This is a genomic window from Streptomyces sp. NPDC048353 (genome assembly GCF_055587165.1).
This window is the reverse complement of sequence record NZ_JBVJGU010000004.1, coordinates 82,600-102,441: the sequence shown is the minus strand read 5'-3', so window position 1 is coordinate 102,441 and position 19,842 is coordinate 82,600. Positions and strand designations below refer to the sequence as shown.

Genomic DNA, 19,842 nt, shown 5'->3' with positions numbered 1-19,842 from the left:
CTGCGGTGATGCGCTGCCGGGTCAGACATTGCACGTTAGGGCGGAAGTTTTTCCGACGCGTTAACTCGGGCTTTGCGTCTCCATGGACATCAGTCCGCGCAGCCCGTCCTCCAGGACCCCGACCTCCACGTCGCCGAAGAGTGCCTGCTGGGCGATGAAGCCCTGGGCGGTGGCGATGAGGGTGCGGGCCACGTGGTCGGCGGGGACGTCCGCCGCCATGAGGCCGTTGGCGCGGTAGGCCTCGACCAGCAGCGCCCAGGCCTGGCGCATGCCGTGGTAGCCCTCGGAAAGGGTCGCGTAGAGCCGTTCGTCGCGCAGCGTCTCGGACCAGACTTGGATGATCAGCCGCGCGAAGGCCTGGCGGTCCGCTCCCGCGACGCGCTCCTCCAGGAAGATCCGCAGGACCCGGCCGAGGAGGACGTCGGGGGTGGGCGGCGGCACGGTCAGCGACGCCTCCTCGAACGCGCCGCGGATGCCGTCGAACGCCTCCGACGCGATGGCGGCGATCAGCTCCTCCTTGCCGCGGAAGTAGCGGTAGACGGCACCGGCCGAGAGGCCCACCTCACTGAGGACGTCCTGCATGGAGGTGGCGTGGAAGCCGTTGCGGGCGAAGCAGCGCGCGGCGCCGTCGAGGATCTGACGGCGGCGGGCGTCGAGGTGTTCCTGAGAGACGCGGGCCATGGTCCGAATTTAAAACGAACATTCATTCTTGACAAGCGGCCACGCCGGAGGGACAGTGGGCTCAGAGCCTAAAACGAACGATCCTTCTCTTTGAACGGAAGTCGCCATGTCTGCCACCGGCACCCGCAAGACCGTCGCGGTGATGGTGCTGATCCCGGTCGTCGCGGCCCTGGCCCTGTGGGCCTTCGCCTGGCCGGCCGCGCGCCTCGCCCCGCGCGACCTGCCGCTCGGCGTCGCCGGCCCCGCCACCGCCACCGCCCCGCTGGAACAGCGCCTCGCCGAGCACGACGGCGCCTTCGAGGTCCACCGTTACGACTCCGAGGAGGCCGCCCGTAGGGCGATCGAGGACCGGGTCGTATACGGCGCGGTGGTCGTGACCCCGCAAGGGCCCCGGCTGCTGACCGCGTCCGCCGCGAGCCCGGTCGTCGCGGGGCTCCTGCGCGAGGCGGTCACCGCGCAGCTCCCCGCCGGCGCGCCCGTCCAGGTGACCGACGTCGTCCCCACCCCGGCCGACGACCCGCGCGGCAGCGCGTTCGGCTCGAGCCTGTTCCCCCTCATCCTGGCCGGAGCGGCCTCGGGCGTCGTCACCACGGTCCTGGGCCTGCGCCGCGGGCGGGCGGTCCTGGCCCTTGCCGGCGCGGCGGCACTCGCCGGGATCGTCGGGGCCACGCTCGCCCACAGCTGGCTGGGCGCGCTCACCGGGAGCTGGTGGGCCGAGGCGGGGGTCCTCGGACTGACGGTGCTCGCCATCGGCGCGACGCTCGCCGGACTCGCGTCCCTCTTCGGCAAGCCGGGCCTGGGCCTCGGGGCGCTGCTGATGGTGCTGCTCGGCAACCCGTTCTCCGGTGCGGCCAGCGCGCCCGAACTGCTGCCGGCGCCCGCCGGGGCGCTCGGTCAGCTGCTGCCGCCGGGCGCCGGCGGATCGGCGCTGCGGTCGGTCGCCTTCTTCGACGGCGCGGGCGCGGGCTCACCGCTCCTGGTGCTCGGCGTCTGGGCAGCGCTGGGCCTCGCCGCGGTCGCCCTGGGCGGCCGCCGCACCCGGCCGGCCACCGAGCCGGAGACCACTCCGGCGCCGCAGCCGGCCCCGGTGGGCTGACGCCCCCACGAAAACGGCCGCGTGCCCCCGCTGTAGCGGACGGGGGCACGCGGCTTTCGCGTGCGCGCAGGGGCGGGCACGCGGCTCGGTTCCAAGGGGCCGGCGCGAGGGGCATCTCGCTGCAGATCGGCTCCCCCTGCGGGCGAGAGCGAGGTGCACGCCGACCCGCCGGCCTGTGCGCTGCGCGTGCTGGACGGCGAGGGGCGGGCGGAACGGGTCACCGTTCGGACGGCGAGCGGCGGGCGGAACGGGTCACTCTTCCGAGGACTCCGGCGAGTTGACATTCCCGCGTGTCGTGTCGAGGTCCACTCGGCCCACGAGGTGCGCAGAATCCCTCCCCCGTTCGGCGTAGTCGACGAATCCACATATGACCGGGGCGGGTTGCACGGCAGGTGTACACATCTGGCTGAATCAGGCGTTCCACCCCTGGTGCGGGGCCCCTTGGGCAAACCTCTGAAGATCACGAAACCTTCTTGTCCACCCGAACGGGTCAGTCGTGAGGAGCCTCACATATCGCCGTTTCAACTCGGATTTCACCCCGGATGTGGGTCAAGATCCGTGACGACGACAAGCCCCCGCCACCACGGCGGGGCGGTCCGGGCGGACGCCGAGTCCTGCCGCTGTCCCGGACGTCTGGTCGACAGAGGTGGATCGGCAGGAGTGGAGGACCCGAGCAACACGGGACGACCGGGCACGTGGGCCGTTCCTCGGGGTGAAGCCGCAGCCGCGGCCGGGCATCTTCGCCTGCCCGAACCCGACAGGTCATCCTTCACAGGCGGCTGACGAAGGGTTGCGCATGACCGCGCAGATTCATGTCCCGTCCCTGCTGTCCCGGGCCGGAGCCGTCTCGGCTCTCACCCTCGCCGCCGTCGGCGGCACGCTGCTGGCACCAGGTGCCGCACCAGAGGCCCAGGCCGCGACCTCACACGCCAACAAGGCCCTGAGCGTCGCCGCCTCCAAGAAGGGAGCGCCCTACAAGTACGGCGCGTCCGGACCCAGCCGGTTCGACTGCTCGGGGCTCACGGTCTACTCGTACAAGAAGGCGGGCAAGTCACTGCCCCGTACGGCGCAGCAGCAGTACAACAAGACCAAGCACATCTCCGCCTCCAGCAGGAAGCACGGAGACCTGGTCTTCTTCCACTCCGGGGGAAGGGTCTACCACGTGGGCATCTACGCCGGTCAGAACAGGATCTGGCACTCCCCCAAGACCGGCTCCTGGGTCAAGCTCGACAAGATCTGGTCCTCGAAGATCTACTACGGCAGGGTCCGCTGACGGGTCGTCCGACCGCGCTGCCGGAGACCGGCTGAGGGCGCCCCGCCGGCCGCGGAGCCGGGGGCCGCGGCCCGACGCCCGGTCAGGTCCCCGCGAGCGGCGCCGAGACCGGGCGCCGGAGCGCCCAGGGCAGGTCGATCCAGACCGTCTTGCCGCCCTCGTCGGTCGGAGTGACCGAGAGCCGGCCACCCGCCTCCGCCGCGAGGAAACGGATGATCACCATCCCCCGGCCGTTGTCCTGCTGGACCGCGGCCGGGAGTCTTCGCGGCCAGCGCGGGTGGCTGTCGGTGACCCCGACGTACAACCGCTCCTCGCGCTCCAGCCGGACGTCGACGGTGAAGGTGGGCGACTGCCCGAAGGTGTGCTGGACGGCGTTGGTGGCCAGCTCCGAGACGATCAGCCGGACCGTGTCGCCGGTGTCGCTGTCGTCCTCGAGCCCCCACTCCCGGAGGACGTCGTCCACGTATCTGCGGGCGGCGGACACCGAGGCGGGATCGCTCGGCAGCGTGACGGATGCTTCCTGATGGTCTGCCATGGCGACGCTGTCCTTCCCACCGGGGGCACGCCCCGGACTGCACGTCGCGTCAGCGTGCCACCGATCGTGCCGCCATAGGGGCCGATCGCCCAAGATATGCAGATATCAGTCCCCCGAAGCGGTGAACTCGGGCGTGTCGCGGGGCCGCCGGGGACGGCCCGGGCACGGCCTACACCGCGCGCGGGGCCGTCCTGACGATGGTGTCCACCGCCTGGGCGATCCGGTCGTCACCCAGATCCGCGCGCGCCGTGAGCCGCAGCCGGGAGATGCCGTCCGGCACCGACGGCGGCCGGAAACAGCCCACCGCCAGGCCCTCCTCGCGGCAGTCCGCCGCCCATCGCAGCGCCGCCTCCGGTGACGGGGCCCGCACCGAGACCACGGCCGCGTCCGGGCGTGCGGCGGTCAGGCCGGCGTCGGTGAGCAGACGGTGCAAGGTCGTGGCGACCGTCCTCGCCCGCTCCGCGAGAGCGGGATCGCCCTGGATCAGGCGCAGGCTCGCGAGGGCGGCGCCCACGGCGGCCGGGGCGAGGCCCGTGTCGAAGATGAACGTCCGGGCCGCGTTGACCAGGTGCTCGATGACCCGGGCGGGCCCGAGGACGGCACCGCCCTGGCTGCCGAGGGACTTGGACAGGGTCAGGGTGGCGACCACGTCCGGGTCACCCGCCAGTCCGGCGGCGTGGAGCGCGCCGCGGCCTCCCGCACCGAGCACGCCCAGACCGTGGGCGTCGTCGACGACGAGCGCGGCGCCGTGGGCGCGGCAGGCGGCGGCGAGTTCGGGCAGCGGCGCCCGGTCACCGTCCACCGAGAAGACCGAGTCGGTCACCACGAGGGCCCGGCGGCCGTCATGGGCCTGGAGGGTCTTGCGCACGGAGTCGGGGTCGGCGTGCGGGACCACGGCCGTCTCGGCACGGGAGAGGCGGCAGCCGTCCACGATCGAGGCGTGGTTCGCGGCGTCGGAGACGATCAGCGAGTCCCGGGCGGTGAGCGCGGTCAGCGCGGCCAGGTTGGCGGCGTAGCCGGAGGAGAAGACGAGGGCCGCCTCGAAACCGCAGAAGTCGGCGAGTGCGCGTTCGAGCGTGGTGTGCAGCCGGGTGGTCCCGGTGACCAGGCGCGAGCCGGTCGCGCCCGCGCCCCAGCGCCGTGCGGCCTCGGCGGCGGCCTCGGTGATCTCGGGGCGCCGGGTCAGGCCGAGGTAGTCGTTGCCCGCCAGGTCGAGCGGCTCCGCCTCGGCGGCGCGCGGCCGCAGCGTCCGCACGAGACCGGCCTCCGCGCGGCGGCGCGCCTCCGTGTCCGTCCAGTCGAACGGAGTCCGGCGCGGGTCCTCGTCCGGCGTGTGCGCGTCCCGGTGCATGGGCCAGATCCTTTTGTAGGCAGCGCACAGACCCTAACCGCCCGTGGCCGAGGTCAGAGTGTGGCCATCCACACACCTCAATCCGGCGCTGTTGTTCGGTTCCTCCTTGGCCGGGGGGCGTGCCGTAGGCCAGGATCAGCCCTTATGGACCTGCTGAACACGCTGGTGGACAAGGGGCTGCGGCGCGAGCTGCCGACCCGTGAAGAAGCGCTCGCCGTGCTGGCGACCTCCGACGACGAACTGCTCGATGTGGTGGCCGCGGCCGGCAAGGTGCGCCGTCAGTGGTTCGGGCGCCGGGTGAAGCTCAACTATCTGGTCAATCTGAAGTCCGGCCTCTGCCCGGAGGACTGTTCGTACTGTTCCCAGCGGCTCGGCTCGACCGCCGGGATCCTGAAGTACACCTGGCTGAAGCCCGACGAGGCCTCCCAGGCCGCCGCCGCCGGTGTGGCCGGCGGCGCGAAGCGGGTCTGCCTGGTGGCGAGCGGCCGCGGCCCGACGGACCGGGACGTGGACCGGGTCGGCAAGACCATCGAGGCGATCAAGGAGCAGAACGAGGGCGTCGAGGTCTGCGCGTGCCTCGGTCTGCTCTCCGACGGCCAGGCGGAGCGGCTGCGGGCCGCGGGCGCCGACGCGTACAACCACAACCTGAACACGTCCGAGGGGACGTACGGCGAGATCACGACCACCCACACCTACCAGGACCGCGTCGACACCGTGCGGAAGGCGCACGACGCGGGTCTGTCGGCCTGCTCGGGGCTGATCGCGGGCATGGGCGAGAGCGACGAGGACCTGGTCGACGTCGTCTACGCGCTGCGTGAGCTGGACTCGGACTCGGTCCCGGTGAACTTCCTGATCCCGTTCGAGGGCACGCCGCTCGCGAAGGAGTGGAACCTCACCCCGCAGCGCTGTCTGCGGATCCTGGCGATGGTGCGGTTCGTCTGCCCGGACGTGGAGGTCCGGATCGCGGGCGGCCGCGAGGTGCACCTGCGCTCGATGCAGCCGCTCGCGCTGAACATCGCGAACTCGATCTTCCTGGGCGACTACCTGACGAGCGAGGGCCAGGCGGGCCAGGCCGACCTCGACATGATCGCGGACGCCGGCTTCGAGGTCGAGGGCGCGGGCACGACGACGCTGCCCCGGCACCGTGCCGACGCGCTCGCCGCAGCGGCGGGCGGCTGCGGCTCGCACGCCGAGGCCGGGACCGGCGGGGGCTGCGGCTCGCACGCCGGAGCCGGCGGCGGTGGGGGTTGCGGCTCGCACGCCGAGGCCGGGGCGGACGGCGGTTGCGGTCCGTGCGGCGGCGCTTCGGCGCCGGAGGCCGACGAGGTTCCCGCGGCCGGCGCCGAGGTCGGGGCCGGGGTCGGGGCCGGTGCCGCCGAGGCGTCGAACGCGCGTACCGACCTGGTGGCGGTCCGCCGCCGGGGTGCCGGAACGGACCTCGCGCCGAATGCGTGAGAGCGACCTGCTGGCCCTGGACCGGGCGCACGTCTGGCATCCGTACGGTCCCATGCCGGGCCGTACGGACCCGCTGGTCGTCGCGTCCGCCTCCGGGGTACGGCTGCGGCTCGCCGAACCCGCGTACGGCCGGGACGAGTTGATCGACGGCATGTCCTCGTGGTGGTCGGCGATCCACGGCTACAACCATCCGGTGCTCAACGACGCGGTGCGGGGCCAGCTGGACCGGATGAGCCACGTCATGTTCGGCGGCCTCACCCACGAGCCGGCCGTCCGGCTCGCGACCCGGCTCATCGAGATCACGCCGGAGCCCCTGCGGCACGTCTTCCTCAGCGACTCGGGCTCCGTGGCCGTCGAGGTCGCCGCCAAGATGTGCCTGCAGTACTGGCGCTCGGTGGGGCGGCCCGGCAAGCAGCGGCTCCTCACCTGGCGCGGCGGCTACCACGGCGACACCTGGACCCCGATGTCGGTCTGCGATCCCGAGGGCGGGATGCACGAGCTCTGGTCCGGCGTGCTGCAGCGCCAGGTCTTCGTCGGCCCGCCGCCGGCCGCGTACGAGGAGTCGTACGCGGAGCTGCTGCGCGAGGAGATCGGGCGCCACGCGGACGAGGTCGCCGCGGTGATCGTGGAGCCGGTCGTGCAGGGCGCCGGGGGCATGCGCTTCCACGACCCGGAGTACCTGCGGGTGCTGCGCGAGGCGTGCGACGCGCACGACGTCCTGCTGATCTTCGACGAGATCGCGACCGGGTTCGGCCGGACCGGCGCGCTGTTCGCGGCGGACCACGCGGGCGTCTCCCCCGACGTGATGTGCGTGGGCAAGGCGCTGACCGGCGGCTATCTGTCCATGGCGGCGACGCTGTGCACGGCGCGGGTGGCCGAGGGGATCTCGCGCGGCGAGGTGCCGGTGCTCGCGCACGGTCCGACGTTCATGGGCAATCCGCTGGCCGCCGCGGTGGCCCGGGCCTCGATCGACCTGCTGCTGTCGCAGGACTGGTCGGTGGAGGTCAAGCGGATCGAGGCGGGGCTGAGCGAGGGCCTGGCCGGGGCCGCCGCGCTGCCGGGCGTCCGGGACGTGCGGGTGCTCGGGGCGATCGGGGTCGTCCAGCTCGACCACGAGGTCGACATGGCGGCCGCCACAGAGGCCGCGGTGCGGGCGGGCGTGTGGATACGGCCGTTCCGTGACCTGATCTACGTGATGCCGCCGTTCGTGACCGGCGACGAGGATCTGACCCGTATCTGCGACGCGGTGCGCGCGGCCGCGGCGGCGGGCTGAACCGCCGGCCGTTCGCAGGGGTCGGCGGGGCACTCGCCCGCGGCCCCGGCGGCCCGCCCGGCCGGTACTTCTGAAAGGACACCACACACCATGACCGTCATCGTCGTCAGCGGTACGGGTACGGAGATCGGCAAGACGATCGTCACCGCCGCGCTGGCCGCCGTGGCCACCGGCCAGGGGCGTTCCGTGGCCGTGCTCAAGCCCGCGCAGACGGGCCTCGCTCCGGACGAGCGCGGGGACGCGGACGAGGTCGTCCGTCTCTCCGGGGCCGAGACCTCGACCGAACTGGCCCGGTTCCCCGAGCCGTTGGCGCCGGCCACCGCCGCCCGGCGGGCGGGCATGACGCCGGTGGGCCCGCGGGAGGTCGCCGACGCGGCGGCCAAGCTGGCCGCTTCGCACGACCTGGTGCTCGTGGAGGGGGCGGGCGGGCTCCTGGTCCGCTTCGACCAGGAGGGCGGCACCCTCGCCGACGCCGCCCGTCTTCTCGGCGCGCCGGTCCTGGTGGTGGCCCCGGCCGGTCTGGGCACCCTCAACGCCACCACCCTGACCGCCGAGGCCCTGCGGGCCCGCGGCCTCAGCCAGCTGGGCGTGGTCGTCGGCAGTTGGCCCGCCTCCCCTGACCTCGCCGCGCGCTGCAACCTGGCCGACCTGCCCGAGGCGGCCGGCGCGCCGCTGCTCGGAGCCGTACCGGAGGGCGCCGGGGCGCTGGACCCCGAGCGGTTCCGCGCGGAGGCGGTCGAGTGGCTGGCGCCGTCCCTGGGCGGTGTGTGGGACGCGGAGCGTTTCGCCTCGGCGCACCGGCCGTGATCTCCGTACGCTGAACGCATGCGTGCAACCGTTCAGGAAATCGTCTTCGACTGTGCCGATCCGGCCGGTCTGGTGCGCTTCTGGGCCGCGCTCCTCGGCGGCGACCCGGTCGACCGGAGCCCCGACTGGTCCTATGTCGACCCCCCGGACTTCATCCGGGTCGCCTTCCAACGGGTTCCCGAGGGGAAGGCCGCGAAGAACCGCCTCCATCTGGACCTGGAGGCGGTCGGCGCGGCCGGCGTCGACGCGGCGGCCGACGCCGCCGTCGCCCTGGGCGCGGAGCGGGTCGCCGAGATCGTCACCGACGACCACGGGGACTTCCAGGTGATGCGGGACCCGGAGGGCAACGAGTTCTGCTTCGTGTCGGGCTGAGTGGCGCCGGACGGGGAAGAATCCCCTCGTCCGGTCCCCGTCCACAGCCACTCCCCGTCCACGTATCCGTACACGTCCGCTCCGCCGAGCGTCGGAGGAGGTCCGCGATGTCCTCGCGTTCCACCCGGGTCCCCCGGGACGCCGTGCACCACCCGCTCTTCGCGCGCTTCTACGCCCGGTTCAGCGTCTCCGCCGACACGAAGGGCGGGATCGGCCCCCTGCGTACGGAGCTGCTGACCGGGCTCTCGGGCCGGGTCATCGAGATCGGCGCGGGGAACGGACTGAACTTCGCGCACTATCCGGGGACCGTGTCGGAGGTCGTCGCCATCGAACCGGAGCGCCATCTGCGGCGGTTGGCCGCCGAGGCCGCGCTGCGGGCCGAGGTGCCGGTGGACGTGGCCCCGGGCGCGGCGGAAGCGCTGCCGGTCAAGAGCGAGGGCTTCGACGCGGCGGTGGCCTCGCTCGTGCTCTGCACCGTACGGGACGTGCCGCGCACGCTCGCCGAGCTGTACCGGGTGGTGCGCCCCGGCGGCGAACTCCGCTTCTTCGAGCACGGCTTGGCCCCCGGACGCGGGATGGCCCGCGCGCAGCGCGCCCTCGACCGTACGGTCTGGCCGTTGCTCTTCGGCGGCTGCCACACCGGGCGCGACCCGCTGGCGGCGATCGAGGCGGCCGGGTTCGAGCTGATCACGTACCGCGCCTTCACCGTTCCGGAGGAGGGGCCGCGGCTGCCGTCCTCCTTCTGTGTGCTGGGCTCGGCGCGCCGTGTCTGACGCCCCGGACGACGACCCACGATGACCGACGAGGTGAGGGATCCGACCACAGGGCGTCCGTCCGGCGCTGACCTGCCCGGATGGCGAAACGTGCTCGACGGTACGGGGCCGCCGGTGGTGGGATCGAGTCATGAGTGATCTGCGCATCCGGCCCGCCTCCGCGGCCGACATCGACACCGTGCTCGCCTTCTGGCAGGTGGCCGCCGAGGGCACCAGCATCAGCGACGACCGCGACGGGGTCGCGCGGCTGGTCGCCCGGGACCCCGAGGCGCTGCTCCTCGCGGAGCGCGGTGGCGAGCTGGCCGGGACCGTCATCGCCGGGTTCGACGGCTGGCGGTGCCATCTCTACCGGCTCGCCGTCCACCCCGGCCACCGGCGTCAGGGTGTCGGGGGCGCGCTGCTCGCGGCGGCCGAGGAGCGGTTCGTGGCCCTCGGGGGCAGGCGGGCGGACGCGATGGTCCTCGACCGGAACGAGCTCGGCCGGCACGCCTGGCGGGCGGCCGACTACGGACCGCAGGAGCAGTGGACCCGGTGGGTCAAGCCGCTGCCGGCCGACGCCGCCGGCGCGACGGCGCCTACCCTCACCTCCGGAGCCGTCGGCTCCCCCGCACAGGAGGGGTGATCGCCCACCCCGCTTTGCCCGTCCTTTACCATGAGTATTTCCTTCCCCTCCGGCCGAAAGGTGTGAGCGTCCGCCCATGGGCGAGCCTCCCAGTAGCAGTCAGCGCGAGACCCGACATCGCGCGCTCCTCCCCTCCCTGTCTGATCATGGGACGGAGGTGAACCGATGATCGAAGTGCTTCTGCTCGTGGTGGCGCTGCTGCTCTCCCTCGCGTGCGGTCTCTTCGTCGCGGCGGAGTTCTCGCTGACCACGGTCGAGCGCGGCGAGCTGGAAGCGGCCGTCGAGCGGGGCGAGCGGGGGGCCGCGAGCACGCTCAAGGCCGTCAAGTCGCTCACCTTCCAGCTCTCCGGCGCGCAGCTCGGCATCACCGTCACCAACCTGGTCGTCGGCATGCTCTCCGAGCCGTCGATCGCCAAGCTGATCCGCGGCCCGCTCCAGGACATCGGTCTCTCGTCCGCGGTCGCCTCCTCGGTGGCCCTGGTCATCGGCACCGCCCTGTCGACCGTTGTCCTGATGGTCGTGGGCGAGCTGGTCCCGAAGAACTGGGCGATCTCCTCGCCGCTGGCGATCGCCAAGCGCGTGGCCACGTTCCAGCGGATCTTCACGGCCGCCTTCAAGCCGCTGATCAGCCACCTCAACAACACCGCCAACCGGATCCTGCGCCGGATCGGGATGGAGCCGGCCGAGGAGCTGGCCTCCGCCCGTTCGCCGCAGGAGCTGGTGGCCCTGGCACGCCACTCCGCCAAGGAGGGCGCGCTGGAGGCGGACACCGCCGAACTGTTCGTACGGACCCTGAACCTCGCCGAGCTGACGGCGGAGAACGTGATGACGCCGCGCGTCCAGGTCACCGCCCTGGAGGTGCAGGCCACCGCCGAGGACGTCGCCAACGCGACCCGCGCGACCGGCCTGTCCCGCTTCCCCGTCTACCGCGGCAACCTGGACTCGGTGGTCGGCATCGCCCACATCAAGGACGTCCTGGCCATACCGGCCGACGAACGACGGCTCCGCCGGATCGGGGACATGCTGCGCGAGCCGCTGCTCGTCCCGGAGACGCTCACCGTCGACCGGCTGCTCGACCGGCTCTCGGGCAAGCAGACGATGGCCGTCGTCATCGACGAGTACGGCGGTACGGCCGGGGTCGCGACCCTGGAGGACATCGTCGAGGAGGTCGTCGGCGAGGTGCGCGACGAGCACGATCCGCACGAGACGCCCGACCTGGCACGGGTGGGCGTGGACCCGGACGGACGCGAGCTGTGGTCCGCCGACGGCGCGGCCCGTACGGACCAGCTGGAGGCCATCGGCCTGCGGATCCCGGACGGACCCTACGAGACGCTGGCGGGCGTCCTCGCCACCGAGCTGGGACGGATCCCCGCGGTCGGTGACCGCGTCGAGCTGGCCCACTGGCGGCTGGACGTCGTGGACGCCTCCGGGCGCCGGGCGGCCCGCGTGCTGATGCACGCCCCGCCGAGCGACCTGTCCGAGGAGACCGGGGAGGCCGGCCGATGACCGCGATCCAACTGCTGATCGGCCTGGCGACCCTGGTCGTGAACGGCTTCTTCGTCGGCGCGGAGTTCGCCCTGATCTCCGTACGCCGCAGCCAGATCGAACCGGCGGCGGAAGCCGGCGACCGGCGCGCCCGGAGCGTGATCTGGGGTCTGGAACACGTCTCGGCGCTGCTCGCCGCGGCCCAGCTCGGCATCACGCTGTGCACCCTGGTGCTCGGCATCGTCGCCGAACCGGCCATCGCGCGCCTGCTGGAGCCGCTCTTCGACGCGGTCGGCGTGCCGCACGGGCTGGTGCACCCGATCTCCTTCGTGATCGCGCTGTCCGTGGCGACCTATCTGCACATGCTCCTCGGCGAGATGGTGCCCAAGAACATCGCGCTGGCGGAGCCGACCCGCTCGGCGCTCCTCCTGGGCCCGCCGCTGGTGGCGATCGCCCGGGCGCTGCGTCCGGTGATCTTCACGATCAACGCCTTCGCGAACGGCATCCTGAAGCTGCTCCGGGTGGAGACGAAGGACGAGGTCTCGGCGACGTTCTCGGACGACGAGCTGGCCCGGATGGTCACCGACGCCGGTGTCGCCGGTCTCCTGGACGACCGCGCGGCCGAGCGGCTGCACGACGCCCTGGAACTGGGGCGGCGCCCGGTGCGGGACGTCGTCATGCCGGTGGAGAAGGTCCTGTACGCGGCCGTGGGCACCACGCCCGAGGAGCTGGAGGCGCTCGCCGCGGAGTCGGGCTTCTCCCGGTTCCCGGTGGTCGACTCGAGCCGCGGGATCCTCGGCTACCTGCATGTGAAGGACGCCCTGGACGCGGCCCCGCGCGACCTGCCGTTCCCGGCCTCGGCGATGCGGCCGATCGCCCGGGTGAAGGCGGCCACCCCGATGGACGACGTCCTGACGGCGATGCGCCGCAGCCGCACGCACCTGGCGGCGGTCCTCGGCGACGACGGCAAGCTGGCAGGCCTCGTCACGATGGAGGACGTGCTGCGGGAGCTGGTGGGGCGGCCGGCGGCCTAGCTTTGGTACGCCTATGAGGGGCCCGGGACGGGGGCGCGGAGGCGCTCCCGGACCGGGCTCCGGACTGCGGGGGCGGGCCGGGGTGGCTGCCCGGGGCTCGGGCTCCGGGCTCACGGCAGGCCCATACCGCACGGTATGATCGCTCCGTCATGGAATCGAATGCCACCTACACCAGCCTGGTCGCCGTCGGCGACAGTTTCACCGAGGGCATGTCGGACCGGCTGCCCGACGGGACGTACCGCGGCTGGGCCGACATCCTCGCGACCCGGCTGGCCGCCCGGACGCCCGACTTCCGGTACGCCAATCTCGCCGTACGCGGGAAGCTCATCCGCCAGATACTCGACGAGCAGGTCGACGTGGCCGCCGCCATGAAGGCGGATGTGGTGACGCTGGTCGGCGGGCTGAACGACACTCTGCGGCCCGCGTGCGACATGGGGCGGGTCCGGGGGCTCCTCACTGAGGCGGTCGAGCGGCTGACGCCGTCCTGCGGGCAGCTCGTGCTGATGCGCAGCCCCGGCCGGCAAGGGCCCGTCATGCAGCGGTTCCGGCCGCGCATGGAGGAGCTCTTCCAGCACATCGACGACCTCGCGGCCCGGCACGGCGCCCTCGTCGTCGACCTCTACGGCGCCCCCGTCCTCGGCGACCAGCGGCTCTGGGACGTGGACCGTCTGCACCTGACCGGCGAGGGACACCGGCGGGTGGCCGAGGCGGTGTGGCAGGCGCTGGGCCTCGCCCCCGAGGACGACTGGCTCGCGCCGTTGCCCACCGCCGTCCGCCCGGGCTGGATGACCCGGCGCGCCGCCGACGCCCGCTTCGCGCGGGAGCACCTCGGCCCGTGGATCGGCCGTCGTCTGACCGGCCGCTCCTCCGGCGACGGCCTCCCGGCCAAGCGGCCGGACCTGTTGCCGTACGAGATCGTTCGCGACGCCTCGTACGAGAACGCTCGCGGGACGGCCACGCAGGAGCCCCCGAGCGCATAGCCGGGCAGTCGCGCCGGCGTCGGGCCTCCCGTACGGGGGAAGGCGCGGGAGGGCCGACGTGACGCGGGTCTCGTAGCAAGCGACGAAACCGGGCGTGGCGCTGGCCTGCAGAAACCGCCAGTAGAATCTGGTCACGTGACTGCTGCTGCGAAGCCCCGCATCCCCAATGTCCTGGCCGGCCGCTACGCCTCCGCGGAGCTCGCCGTCCTCTGGTCCCCCGAGCAGAAGGTGAAGCTGGAGCGTCAGCTGTGGCTCGCCGTGCTGCGTGCCCAGAAGGACCTCGGGATCGAGGTTCCGGAGGCGGCCCTGGCCGACTACGAACGCGTCCTCGACCAGGTCGACCTCGCCTCCATCGCCGAGCGCGAGAAGGTCACCCGGCACGACGTGAAGGCCCGGATCGAGGAGTTCAACGACCTCGCCGGACACGAGCAGGTCCACAAGGGCATGACCTCCCGTGATCTCACGGAGAACGTCGAGCAGCTCCAGATCCGGCTCTCGCTGGAGCTGATGCGCGACCGTACCGTCGCCGTCCTGGCGCGCCTGGGCAAGCTCTCCGGCGAGTACGCCGAGCTGGTCATGGCCGGCCGCTCCCACAACGTCGCCGCGCAGGCGACCACCCTCGGCAAGCGTTTCGCGACCGCCGCCGACGAACTGCTCGTCGCCTACGGCCGGCTGGAGGACCTCCTCGGCCGGTACCCGCTGCGCGGCATCAAGGGCCCGGTCGGCACCGCCCAGGACATGCTCGACCTGCTCGGCGGCGACGCCGCCAAGCTCGCGGTGCTGGAACAGCGCATCGCCCACCACCTGGGCTTCTCGCACGCCTTCACCTCGGTGGGCCAGGTCTACCCCCGCTCGCTCGACTACGACGTGGTCACCGCGCTCGTGCAGCTTGCCGGCGCGCCGTCCTCGGTCGCCAAGACGATCCGCCTGATGGCCGGCCACGAGCTGGTCACCGAAGGCTTCAAGCCCGGCCAGGTCGGCTCGTCCGCGATGCCGCACAAGATGAACACCCGCTCCTGCGAGCGCGTCAACGGCCTCATGGTCATCCTGCGCGGTTACGCCTCGATGACCGGCGAGCTGGCCGGTGACCAGTGGAACGAGGGAGACGTCTCCTGCTCGGTGGTCCGCCGGGTGGCGCTGCCGGACGCGTTCTTCGCCTTCGACGGTCTCCTGGAGACCTTCCTGACGGTGCTCGACGAGTTCGGTGCCTTCCCGGCCGTCGTCGCCCGCGAGCTGGACCGCTACCTCCCCTTCCTGGCCACCACCAAGGTCCTCATGGGCGCCGTGCGCGCCGGCGTGGGCCGCGAGGTCGCCCACGAGGCGATCAAGGAGAACGCCGTCGCCTCCGCCCTCGCCATGCGCGAGCAGGGCGCCGAGCGCAACGAACTCCTCGACAAGCTGGCCGCCGACGACCGGATCCCGCTGGACCGGGACCAGCTCGACTCGTTGATGGCGGACAAGCTGTCCTTCACCGGCGCCGCCGCCGACCAGGTCGGCGGTGTGGTCTCCCGCATCGAGGAGATCGTGAAGCAGCACCCGGAGGCCGCCGGGTACACCCCCGGGTCGATCCTCTGACCGGCTTCACCCCGCAGGAGCTGCAGGCCGCTCGCGACCGCGTCGTCCCCGACGTGGCCGCGGGCGGCCTCTCCGTCCTCTTCTGCGGCATCAACCCGGGTCTGATGTCGGCGGCGACGGGCCACCACTTCGCGCGGCCGGGCAACCGCTTCTGGCCCGTGCTCCACCTGTCCGGCTTCACCCCGCGCCTGCTGAAGCCGTCGGAGCAGGAGGAGTTGCCGACGTACGGCCTCGGCATCACGAACGTGGTGGCGCGGGCGAGCGCGCGAGCCGACGAGGTGAGCGACGAGGAGTTCCGGGAGGGCGGCCGGCTGCTGACCGAGCGGGTGGAGCGGTTGCGGCCGCGCTGGCTGGCGGTCGTCGGCATCACGGCCTACCGCACGGCCTTCGGCGAGCGGAAGGCCGCCATCGGGCCGCAGGAACGGACGATCGGCGACACCCGGATCTGGGCCCTGCCCAACCCGAGCGGCCTCAACGCGCACTGGACGGCCCAGACGATGGCGGAGGAATTCGCCCGACTGCGCGAGACGGCCGGGCTGCCCGACCGAGGCGCCTAGCGCCGCCGCAGCGCGGCGCGGTGATCAGGGCGGGTGATCAGCGCCGATGGCCGGGGCCCGGGGGGTCAGGGCGGGGGCGTCTCGGTGAGGCAGGTGAGCAGACGGAGGCCGGTGCCGGCAGCGCTTCCGGGGGCGAGGCCGAGGACGAGCCACCGGTCCTCCACCTGCCAGACGCGGACCTCCGGCACCGCGGTGCAGAGCAGGTCCCACGGGCCGGCTATCGCCTCCCCCTCGGCGTACCGGTCGAGGAGCGGGGACAGCGTGATGATGCGGGGTGGCCCCCAACGGCCGGCCAGAAGCAGTGCGAGCGCGTCCCGTTCGGCCACGGCCTGTTCCTCCCGCTCCTCCCACGACTCCTCGACGGAGGGCCCGTCGGCCGGCCCGCCGACGTCTAACTCCGCGAGGTGATAGCCCTCCTGGGGCAGGGCGCGGGCGCGCAGCAGGTCGAGGGCGGCGAGGTGCTGTGCGAGCGTCATGACTCCAGTAAAGCGCCGGGGTCTGACAACTGGCCCCCCGTCAGCAGCCGCACCCGGGCCTCCGGGTCCGGGCGCGGAGGCCGTTCGGGCGGGAAGGTCGCCCTCGCGTCGTGACCTCGTGACGGAGGTGGGCCCGGGCGGCGCTCGCTGCCCTCCGGTCCATTGAGTACCATCCGGCAGACATGCGTACGAGCTGGGAGGACACACGGTGGGGCGGCTGACCGGCGGAGATCCATCGCTGTTGCGGCGGATCAACTCCGCGGTGGTACTCCATGCCCTGCGGGGCGCCGACGCGCTCACGCTGACCGATCTGACCCGGATCACCGGCCTGTCGCGCCCGACGGTCGAGGGCGTGGTCGAAGGACTCATCGTGGCGGGGCTCGTCGTCGAGGCGGCGGCCGAGGAGGGCGAGGCGAGGCGGCAGGGCCGGCCTGCCCGGAGGTTCCGGTTCCGGGCCGAGGCGGGGCATCTGCTGGGCATCGAGATCGGGCCGCACCGGGTCGCCGCGCTGATCTCCGGTCTGGACGGCCGGATCATCGGCGCCGGGGCGCGGGACGTGTCGGAGTCGGCTCCGGAGGACGAGCGCCTGGAGCGGGTCCGTACGGTCGTCGCGGACGTGCTGCGCAAGGCCGGCGTGCCCCGGTCCAACCTGCGGGCCGTCGGCGTGGGTACGCCGGGGATCGTGGAGGCGGACGGCACCGTGCGGCTCGGCACGGCGCTGCCCGGCTGGACCGGCCTCGCGCTCGGCGAACGGCTGCGGCGCTCCTTCCGCTGCCCGGTGCTCGTGGAGAACGACGCCAACGCGGCCGCGGTCGCCGAGCACTGGAAGGGCGCGGCGACCGACTCCGACGACATCGTGTTCGTCCTGGCCGGACTGAGCCCGGGCGCCGGCTCGCTGATCGGCGGACGGCTGCACCGGGGGTACGGCGGGGCGGCCGGGGAGATCGGAGCGCTGCACCTGCTCGGCCGGGGGGTCACCCCCGAGCACCTGCTGTCCACCACGGACGAGCCGCTGCACCCGCTCGACGAGCAGGCCGTCGCCCAGGTCTTCACGCTCGCCCGACAGGGTGACGCCCGAGCCCAGGCGGCCGTGGAGCGCTTCACCCAGCGGCTGGTCCACGACGTGGCGGCGCTGGTCCTGGCCCTCGACCCGGAGCTGGTGGTGATCGGCGGCTGGGCGGCGGGCCTGGACGGGGTGCTGCAGCCGCTCCGCGACGAGCTGGCGCGGTTCTGCCTGCGCCCGCCGCGGGTGGCCCTTTCCCTCCTGGGCGACTCGGCGGTCGGCACCGGCGCCCTCCGGCTGGCCCTGGACCACGTGGAGGAACAGCTCTTCGCGGTGGAGGGCACGGCCACCGGCCGCCGCTGAGCGCCCGGGGGTGTACCGGGGGGCTGCCTACGGCGCGAGCCCGTGCGGACGCCGCCGGTGCGGCGCCCTCACGGGCTCGGGATCGGATCGGGTCCGGGCGGCGTCCTGTCAGGAGGCCATGACCAGGTCGACGGAGTCGCCGAAGGTGAGGCGGCAGGTGTCGGCGCGGTAGGTGGCGACGGAGACGGCGGCGGTACGGCCGCCGGAGAGATAGCGGGTCGTCACCAGGAGGACCGGGGCGCCCGGCAGGCGGTCCAGCTCCTTGGCGTCGTCGGCGCGCGCCGAGCCCAGCTCCACGGAGCGGTCCTGGCCGTCCAGGGCGAGGCGCTGCAGTTCGCGCAGTACGGCGCGGGCGCGGGCGGGTCCGGTCGGGTCGCCGGTCTCGCCCAGCTCGGGCACCGAGCCCGTCGGTACGTACAGCAGCTCGGCGGCGACAGGCTGCCCGTGGGTCACGCGCAGGCGGCGCACGATCTGCACCGGCGCCTCGGGCTCGATGTCCAGGAGCCGCGCGACGGCGGCGGGCGCGGCGGCGAGGGTGCAGTCCATCGACTGCCAGGTCTCCTCGGCGACGCCGGGCCAGGTGTGCTGGGTGGTGGAGACGTCCACGCCCACGCGGGGCGGGGCGACGGTGGTGCCGACGCCTCGGCGGCGCTGGAGGCGGCCTTCGAGCTCCAGCTGTTCGAGCGCCTGGCGGAGCGTCGCCCGGGCGACGCCGAAGCGTGCGGCCAGCTCCCGCTCGTTGGGCAGGATCTCCCCGACCGCGAAGTCGGAGTCGAGCGCTTCGCCGATCACGGTCTTGAGGTGCCAGTACTTAGGCTCCGGCACCGATTCCAGCTGCGTGGTCCCCACCCTGATCCTCCGCAATTCGCCGTGTCCCGCGGCGGTTTTTCCGCGCCCTTGTTTATTAAAGGTTCCTGCACTAACTCTGCGACCATAAAGCGGCCCACCCCCTTGGTCAAGACCAATGCTCCGCCCGATGCCCGGGAAAGGGGCCCTTTGACGTAGATCGTTCACAGGACGTTCGCGCCCGCGTGAGGTGCGCACGCCACGAGGGCGAGGCGGGGGGCTCGCGGCTCCGGGCCGCGCGAGGCGCGGGGCGGTGGCGCGAGGGCAGACGGCGGAGGGCCGGGAGCGCCGGGCGGAGGGCGGAGGCGCGGTCGGTCAGCCGGCCGTCAGGGCGCGCAGCTTCTCGGGGTTGCGGACGATGTAGACGCACTGGATACACCCGTCCCGTACCTCCACTTGGAGGAGGGCGTCGGGCGCGCCGTCGACGAGGGTGAGCAGCGCGGGAGCGCCGTTGGCCTCCAGGAAGCGGAGCTCGTAGACGGTCTCGGCGTCCCGGGCCACGGCGAGCAGGAAACGGCCGACCTTGTCGGCGCTCTCGACGATCCGCCGCGGCGCCTTGGACTTGCCCCCGCTGTCCCCGACCAGTCGCACGTCCGGGGCGAGGAGGGCGAGGAGCCCTTCGAGGTCGCCGCCGGCCGCGGCGGTGAGGAAGCGTTCGGTGAGGTCGCGGCGCTCGGCCGGGTCGACGTCGTAGCGCGGCCTGCCCTCGTCGACATGGCGGCGGGCCCGCCCGGCGAGCTGGCGGACGGCGGCCTCGGAGCGGTCGAGGGCGGCCGCGATCTCCGCGAAGGGGAAGCCGAAGGCCTCGCGGAGCACGAAGACCGCGCGCTCCAGGGGCGAGAGGGACTCCAGGACGACGAGGACCGCGAAGGAGACGGAGTCGGCGAGCAGGGCGCGTTCGGCGGTGTCGGGGACGGTCGGCCCGAAATCGGTGACGACGGGTTCGGGCAGCCAGGGCCCGACGTAGGACTCGCGGCGAGCCTGGATCTGGCGGAGCCGGTCGAGGGCGAGCCGGGTGGTGATCCGTACGAGATAGGCGCGCGGCTCCCGGACCTCGGAGCGGTCGGCGGCCGACCAGCGCAGCCAGGCCTCCTGGACCACGTCCTCGGCGTCGGCCGCGCGGCCGAGCATGCGGTAGGCGACGCCGGTGAGCATCGGCCGGTGCTCTTCGAACACGTCTGTCGGGGTCTCGGTCGCCACTCCCCCATCCCAGCCGACCGGGGCCGGGCGTGTCCAGTTCCGTCCGCGCCCTTGAACTCGTGGCTACCGACCGGTAATTCTTGCT

General features: G+C 73.2%; 20 protein-coding genes and 1 riboswitch. Of the genes, 14 read left to right on the top strand and 6 right to left on the bottom strand.

All coding sequences use genetic code 11. The annotated features are described in order from the left end of the window. Positions 1-60 precede the first annotated feature (60 nt). Complete coding sequence (locus tag ACZ6RC_RS15725) at positions 61-681, bottom strand: TetR/AcrR family transcriptional regulator (protein ID WP_469583086.1); 621 nt, start codon at positions 679-681, stop codon at positions 61-63. Positions 682-787: 106 nt separating this feature from the next. Here ACZ6RC_RS15725 and ACZ6RC_RS15720 point away from each other — a divergent pair, with 106 nt between their 5' ends. Next, complete coding sequence (locus ACZ6RC_RS15720) at positions 788-1,777, top strand: ABC transporter permease (RefSeq protein ID WP_469583082.1); 990 nt, start codon at positions 788-790, stop codon at positions 1,775-1,777. Between the two features lie 620 nt (positions 1,778-2,397). Further along, positions 2,398-2,570, top strand: a riboswitch (cyclic di-AMP (ydaO/yuaA leader). Positions 2,571-2,573: 3 nt separating this feature from the next. Continuing rightward, entirely contained in the window at positions 2,574-3,050 is a 477-nt protein-coding gene (locus ACZ6RC_RS15715) for a C40 family peptidase (RefSeq protein ID WP_391138280.1), read from the top strand. Between the two features lie 82 nt (positions 3,051-3,132). On the opposite strand, the gene ACZ6RC_RS15710 is transcribed toward ACZ6RC_RS15715, so the two are convergent. Together ACZ6RC_RS15710 and ACZ6RC_RS15705 are read right to left on the bottom strand one after the other, a co-directional pair. Next, positions 3,133-3,585 carry an ATP-binding protein gene (locus ACZ6RC_RS15710; protein ID WP_453619488.1) on the bottom strand — a complete coding sequence of 151 codons (453 nt, stop codon included), beginning with the start codon at positions 3,583-3,585 and terminating at the stop codon, positions 3,133-3,135. A gap of 169 nt (positions 3,586-3,754) precedes the next feature. Continuing rightward, the gene (locus tag ACZ6RC_RS15705; RefSeq protein ID WP_469583078.1) at positions 3,755-4,936 is read right to left on the bottom strand and encodes an 8-amino-7-oxononanoate synthase; all 1,182 of its coding nucleotides are present in this window, start codon (positions 4,934-4,936) and stop codon (positions 3,755-3,757) included. Positions 4,937-5,080: 144 nt separating this feature from the next. Here ACZ6RC_RS15705 and bioB point away from each other — a divergent pair, with 144 nt between their 5' ends. The 11 genes from bioB (at position 5,081) to mug (ending at position 15,869) form a co-directional block, all read left to right on the top strand. Next, positions 5,081-6,391 carry a biotin synthase BioB gene (gene bioB / locus ACZ6RC_RS15700; protein ID WP_469583075.1) on the top strand — a complete coding sequence of 437 codons (1,311 nt, stop codon included), beginning with the start codon at positions 5,081-5,083 and terminating at the stop codon, positions 6,389-6,391. Further along, positions 6,384-7,664 carry an adenosylmethionine--8-amino-7-oxononanoate transaminase gene (locus ACZ6RC_RS15695; RefSeq protein ID WP_469583072.1) on the top strand — a complete coding sequence of 427 codons (1,281 nt, stop codon included), beginning with the start codon at positions 6,384-6,386 and terminating at the stop codon, positions 7,662-7,664. Before bioB ends, ACZ6RC_RS15695 begins: the two co-directional genes overlap by 8 nt. Before the next feature lie 90 nt (positions 7,665-7,754). After that, the gene (gene bioD / locus ACZ6RC_RS15690; protein ID WP_469583070.1) at positions 7,755-8,471 is read left to right on the top strand and encodes a dethiobiotin synthase; all 717 of its coding nucleotides are present in this window, start codon (positions 7,755-7,757) and stop codon (positions 8,469-8,471) included. 18 nt (positions 8,472-8,489) lie between these two features. After that, positions 8,490-8,843 (top strand): VOC family protein, encoded by a 354-nt coding sequence (locus ACZ6RC_RS15685; protein ID WP_469583067.1) that lies wholly within the window; start codon positions 8,490-8,492, stop codon positions 8,841-8,843. A 107-nt stretch (positions 8,844-8,950) separates the two neighbouring features. Beyond that, positions 8,951-9,616 (top strand): class I SAM-dependent methyltransferase, encoded by a 666-nt coding sequence (locus tag ACZ6RC_RS15680; RefSeq protein WP_391138301.1) that lies wholly within the window; start codon positions 8,951-8,953, stop codon positions 9,614-9,616. A gap of 130 nt (positions 9,617-9,746) precedes the next feature. Beyond that, positions 9,747-10,238, top strand: coding sequence for a GNAT family N-acetyltransferase (locus ACZ6RC_RS15675; RefSeq protein ID WP_469583063.1), 492 nt, complete (start codon positions 9,747-9,749; stop codon positions 10,236-10,238). A 165-nt stretch (positions 10,239-10,403) separates the two neighbouring features. Beyond that, positions 10,404-11,744 (top strand): hemolysin family protein, encoded by a 1,341-nt coding sequence (locus ACZ6RC_RS15670; protein ID WP_391138307.1) that lies wholly within the window; start codon positions 10,404-10,406, stop codon positions 11,742-11,744. Continuing rightward, complete coding sequence (locus ACZ6RC_RS15665) at positions 11,741-12,757, top strand: hemolysin family protein (RefSeq protein ID WP_469583059.1); 1,017 nt, start codon at positions 11,741-11,743, stop codon at positions 12,755-12,757. Before ACZ6RC_RS15670 ends, ACZ6RC_RS15665 begins: the two co-directional genes overlap by 4 nt. Before the next feature lie 149 nt (positions 12,758-12,906). Beyond that, positions 12,907-13,737 (top strand): SGNH/GDSL hydrolase family protein, encoded by an 831-nt coding sequence (locus ACZ6RC_RS15660; RefSeq protein ID WP_469583056.1) that lies wholly within the window; start codon positions 12,907-12,909, stop codon positions 13,735-13,737. A gap of 135 nt (positions 13,738-13,872) precedes the next feature. Then, on the top strand, positions 13,873-15,312 hold the full coding sequence (purB, locus tag ACZ6RC_RS15655; protein ID WP_469583053.1) for an adenylosuccinate lyase: 1,440 nt from the start codon (positions 13,873-13,875) through the stop codon (positions 15,310-15,312). After that, entirely contained in the window at positions 15,309-15,869 is a 561-nt protein-coding gene (gene mug / locus ACZ6RC_RS15650) for a G/U mismatch-specific DNA glycosylase (protein WP_469584298.1), read from the top strand. Before purB ends, mug begins: the two co-directional genes overlap by 4 nt. Before the next feature lie 65 nt (positions 15,870-15,934). Here the strand turns inward: mug and ACZ6RC_RS15645 are convergent, their stop codons facing one another. Continuing rightward, positions 15,935-16,345, bottom strand: a complete 411-nt coding sequence (locus ACZ6RC_RS15645; RefSeq protein WP_469583050.1) for a hypothetical protein — start codon at positions 16,343-16,345, stop codon at positions 15,935-15,937. Positions 16,346-16,553: 208 nt separating this feature from the next. On the opposite strand from ACZ6RC_RS15645, the gene ACZ6RC_RS15640 reads away from it, so the two are divergent. Beyond that, the gene (locus ACZ6RC_RS15640) at positions 16,554-17,711 is read left to right on the top strand and encodes an ROK family transcriptional regulator (RefSeq protein WP_469583047.1); all 1,158 of its coding nucleotides are present in this window, start codon (positions 16,554-16,556) and stop codon (positions 17,709-17,711) included. 108 nt (positions 17,712-17,819) lie between these two features. On the opposite strand, the gene ACZ6RC_RS15635 is transcribed toward ACZ6RC_RS15640, so the two are convergent. Both ACZ6RC_RS15635 and ACZ6RC_RS15630 read right to left on the bottom strand, forming a co-directional pair. Then, positions 17,820-18,560 (bottom strand): GntR family transcriptional regulator, encoded by a 741-nt coding sequence (locus tag ACZ6RC_RS15635; RefSeq protein WP_391138323.1) that lies wholly within the window; start codon positions 18,558-18,560, stop codon positions 17,820-17,822. Between the two features lie 312 nt (positions 18,561-18,872). After that, positions 18,873-19,757 (bottom strand): RNA polymerase sigma-70 factor, encoded by an 885-nt coding sequence (locus ACZ6RC_RS15630; RefSeq protein WP_453619478.1) that lies wholly within the window; start codon positions 19,755-19,757, stop codon positions 18,873-18,875. Between the last annotated feature and the right edge of the window lie 85 nt (positions 19,758-19,842).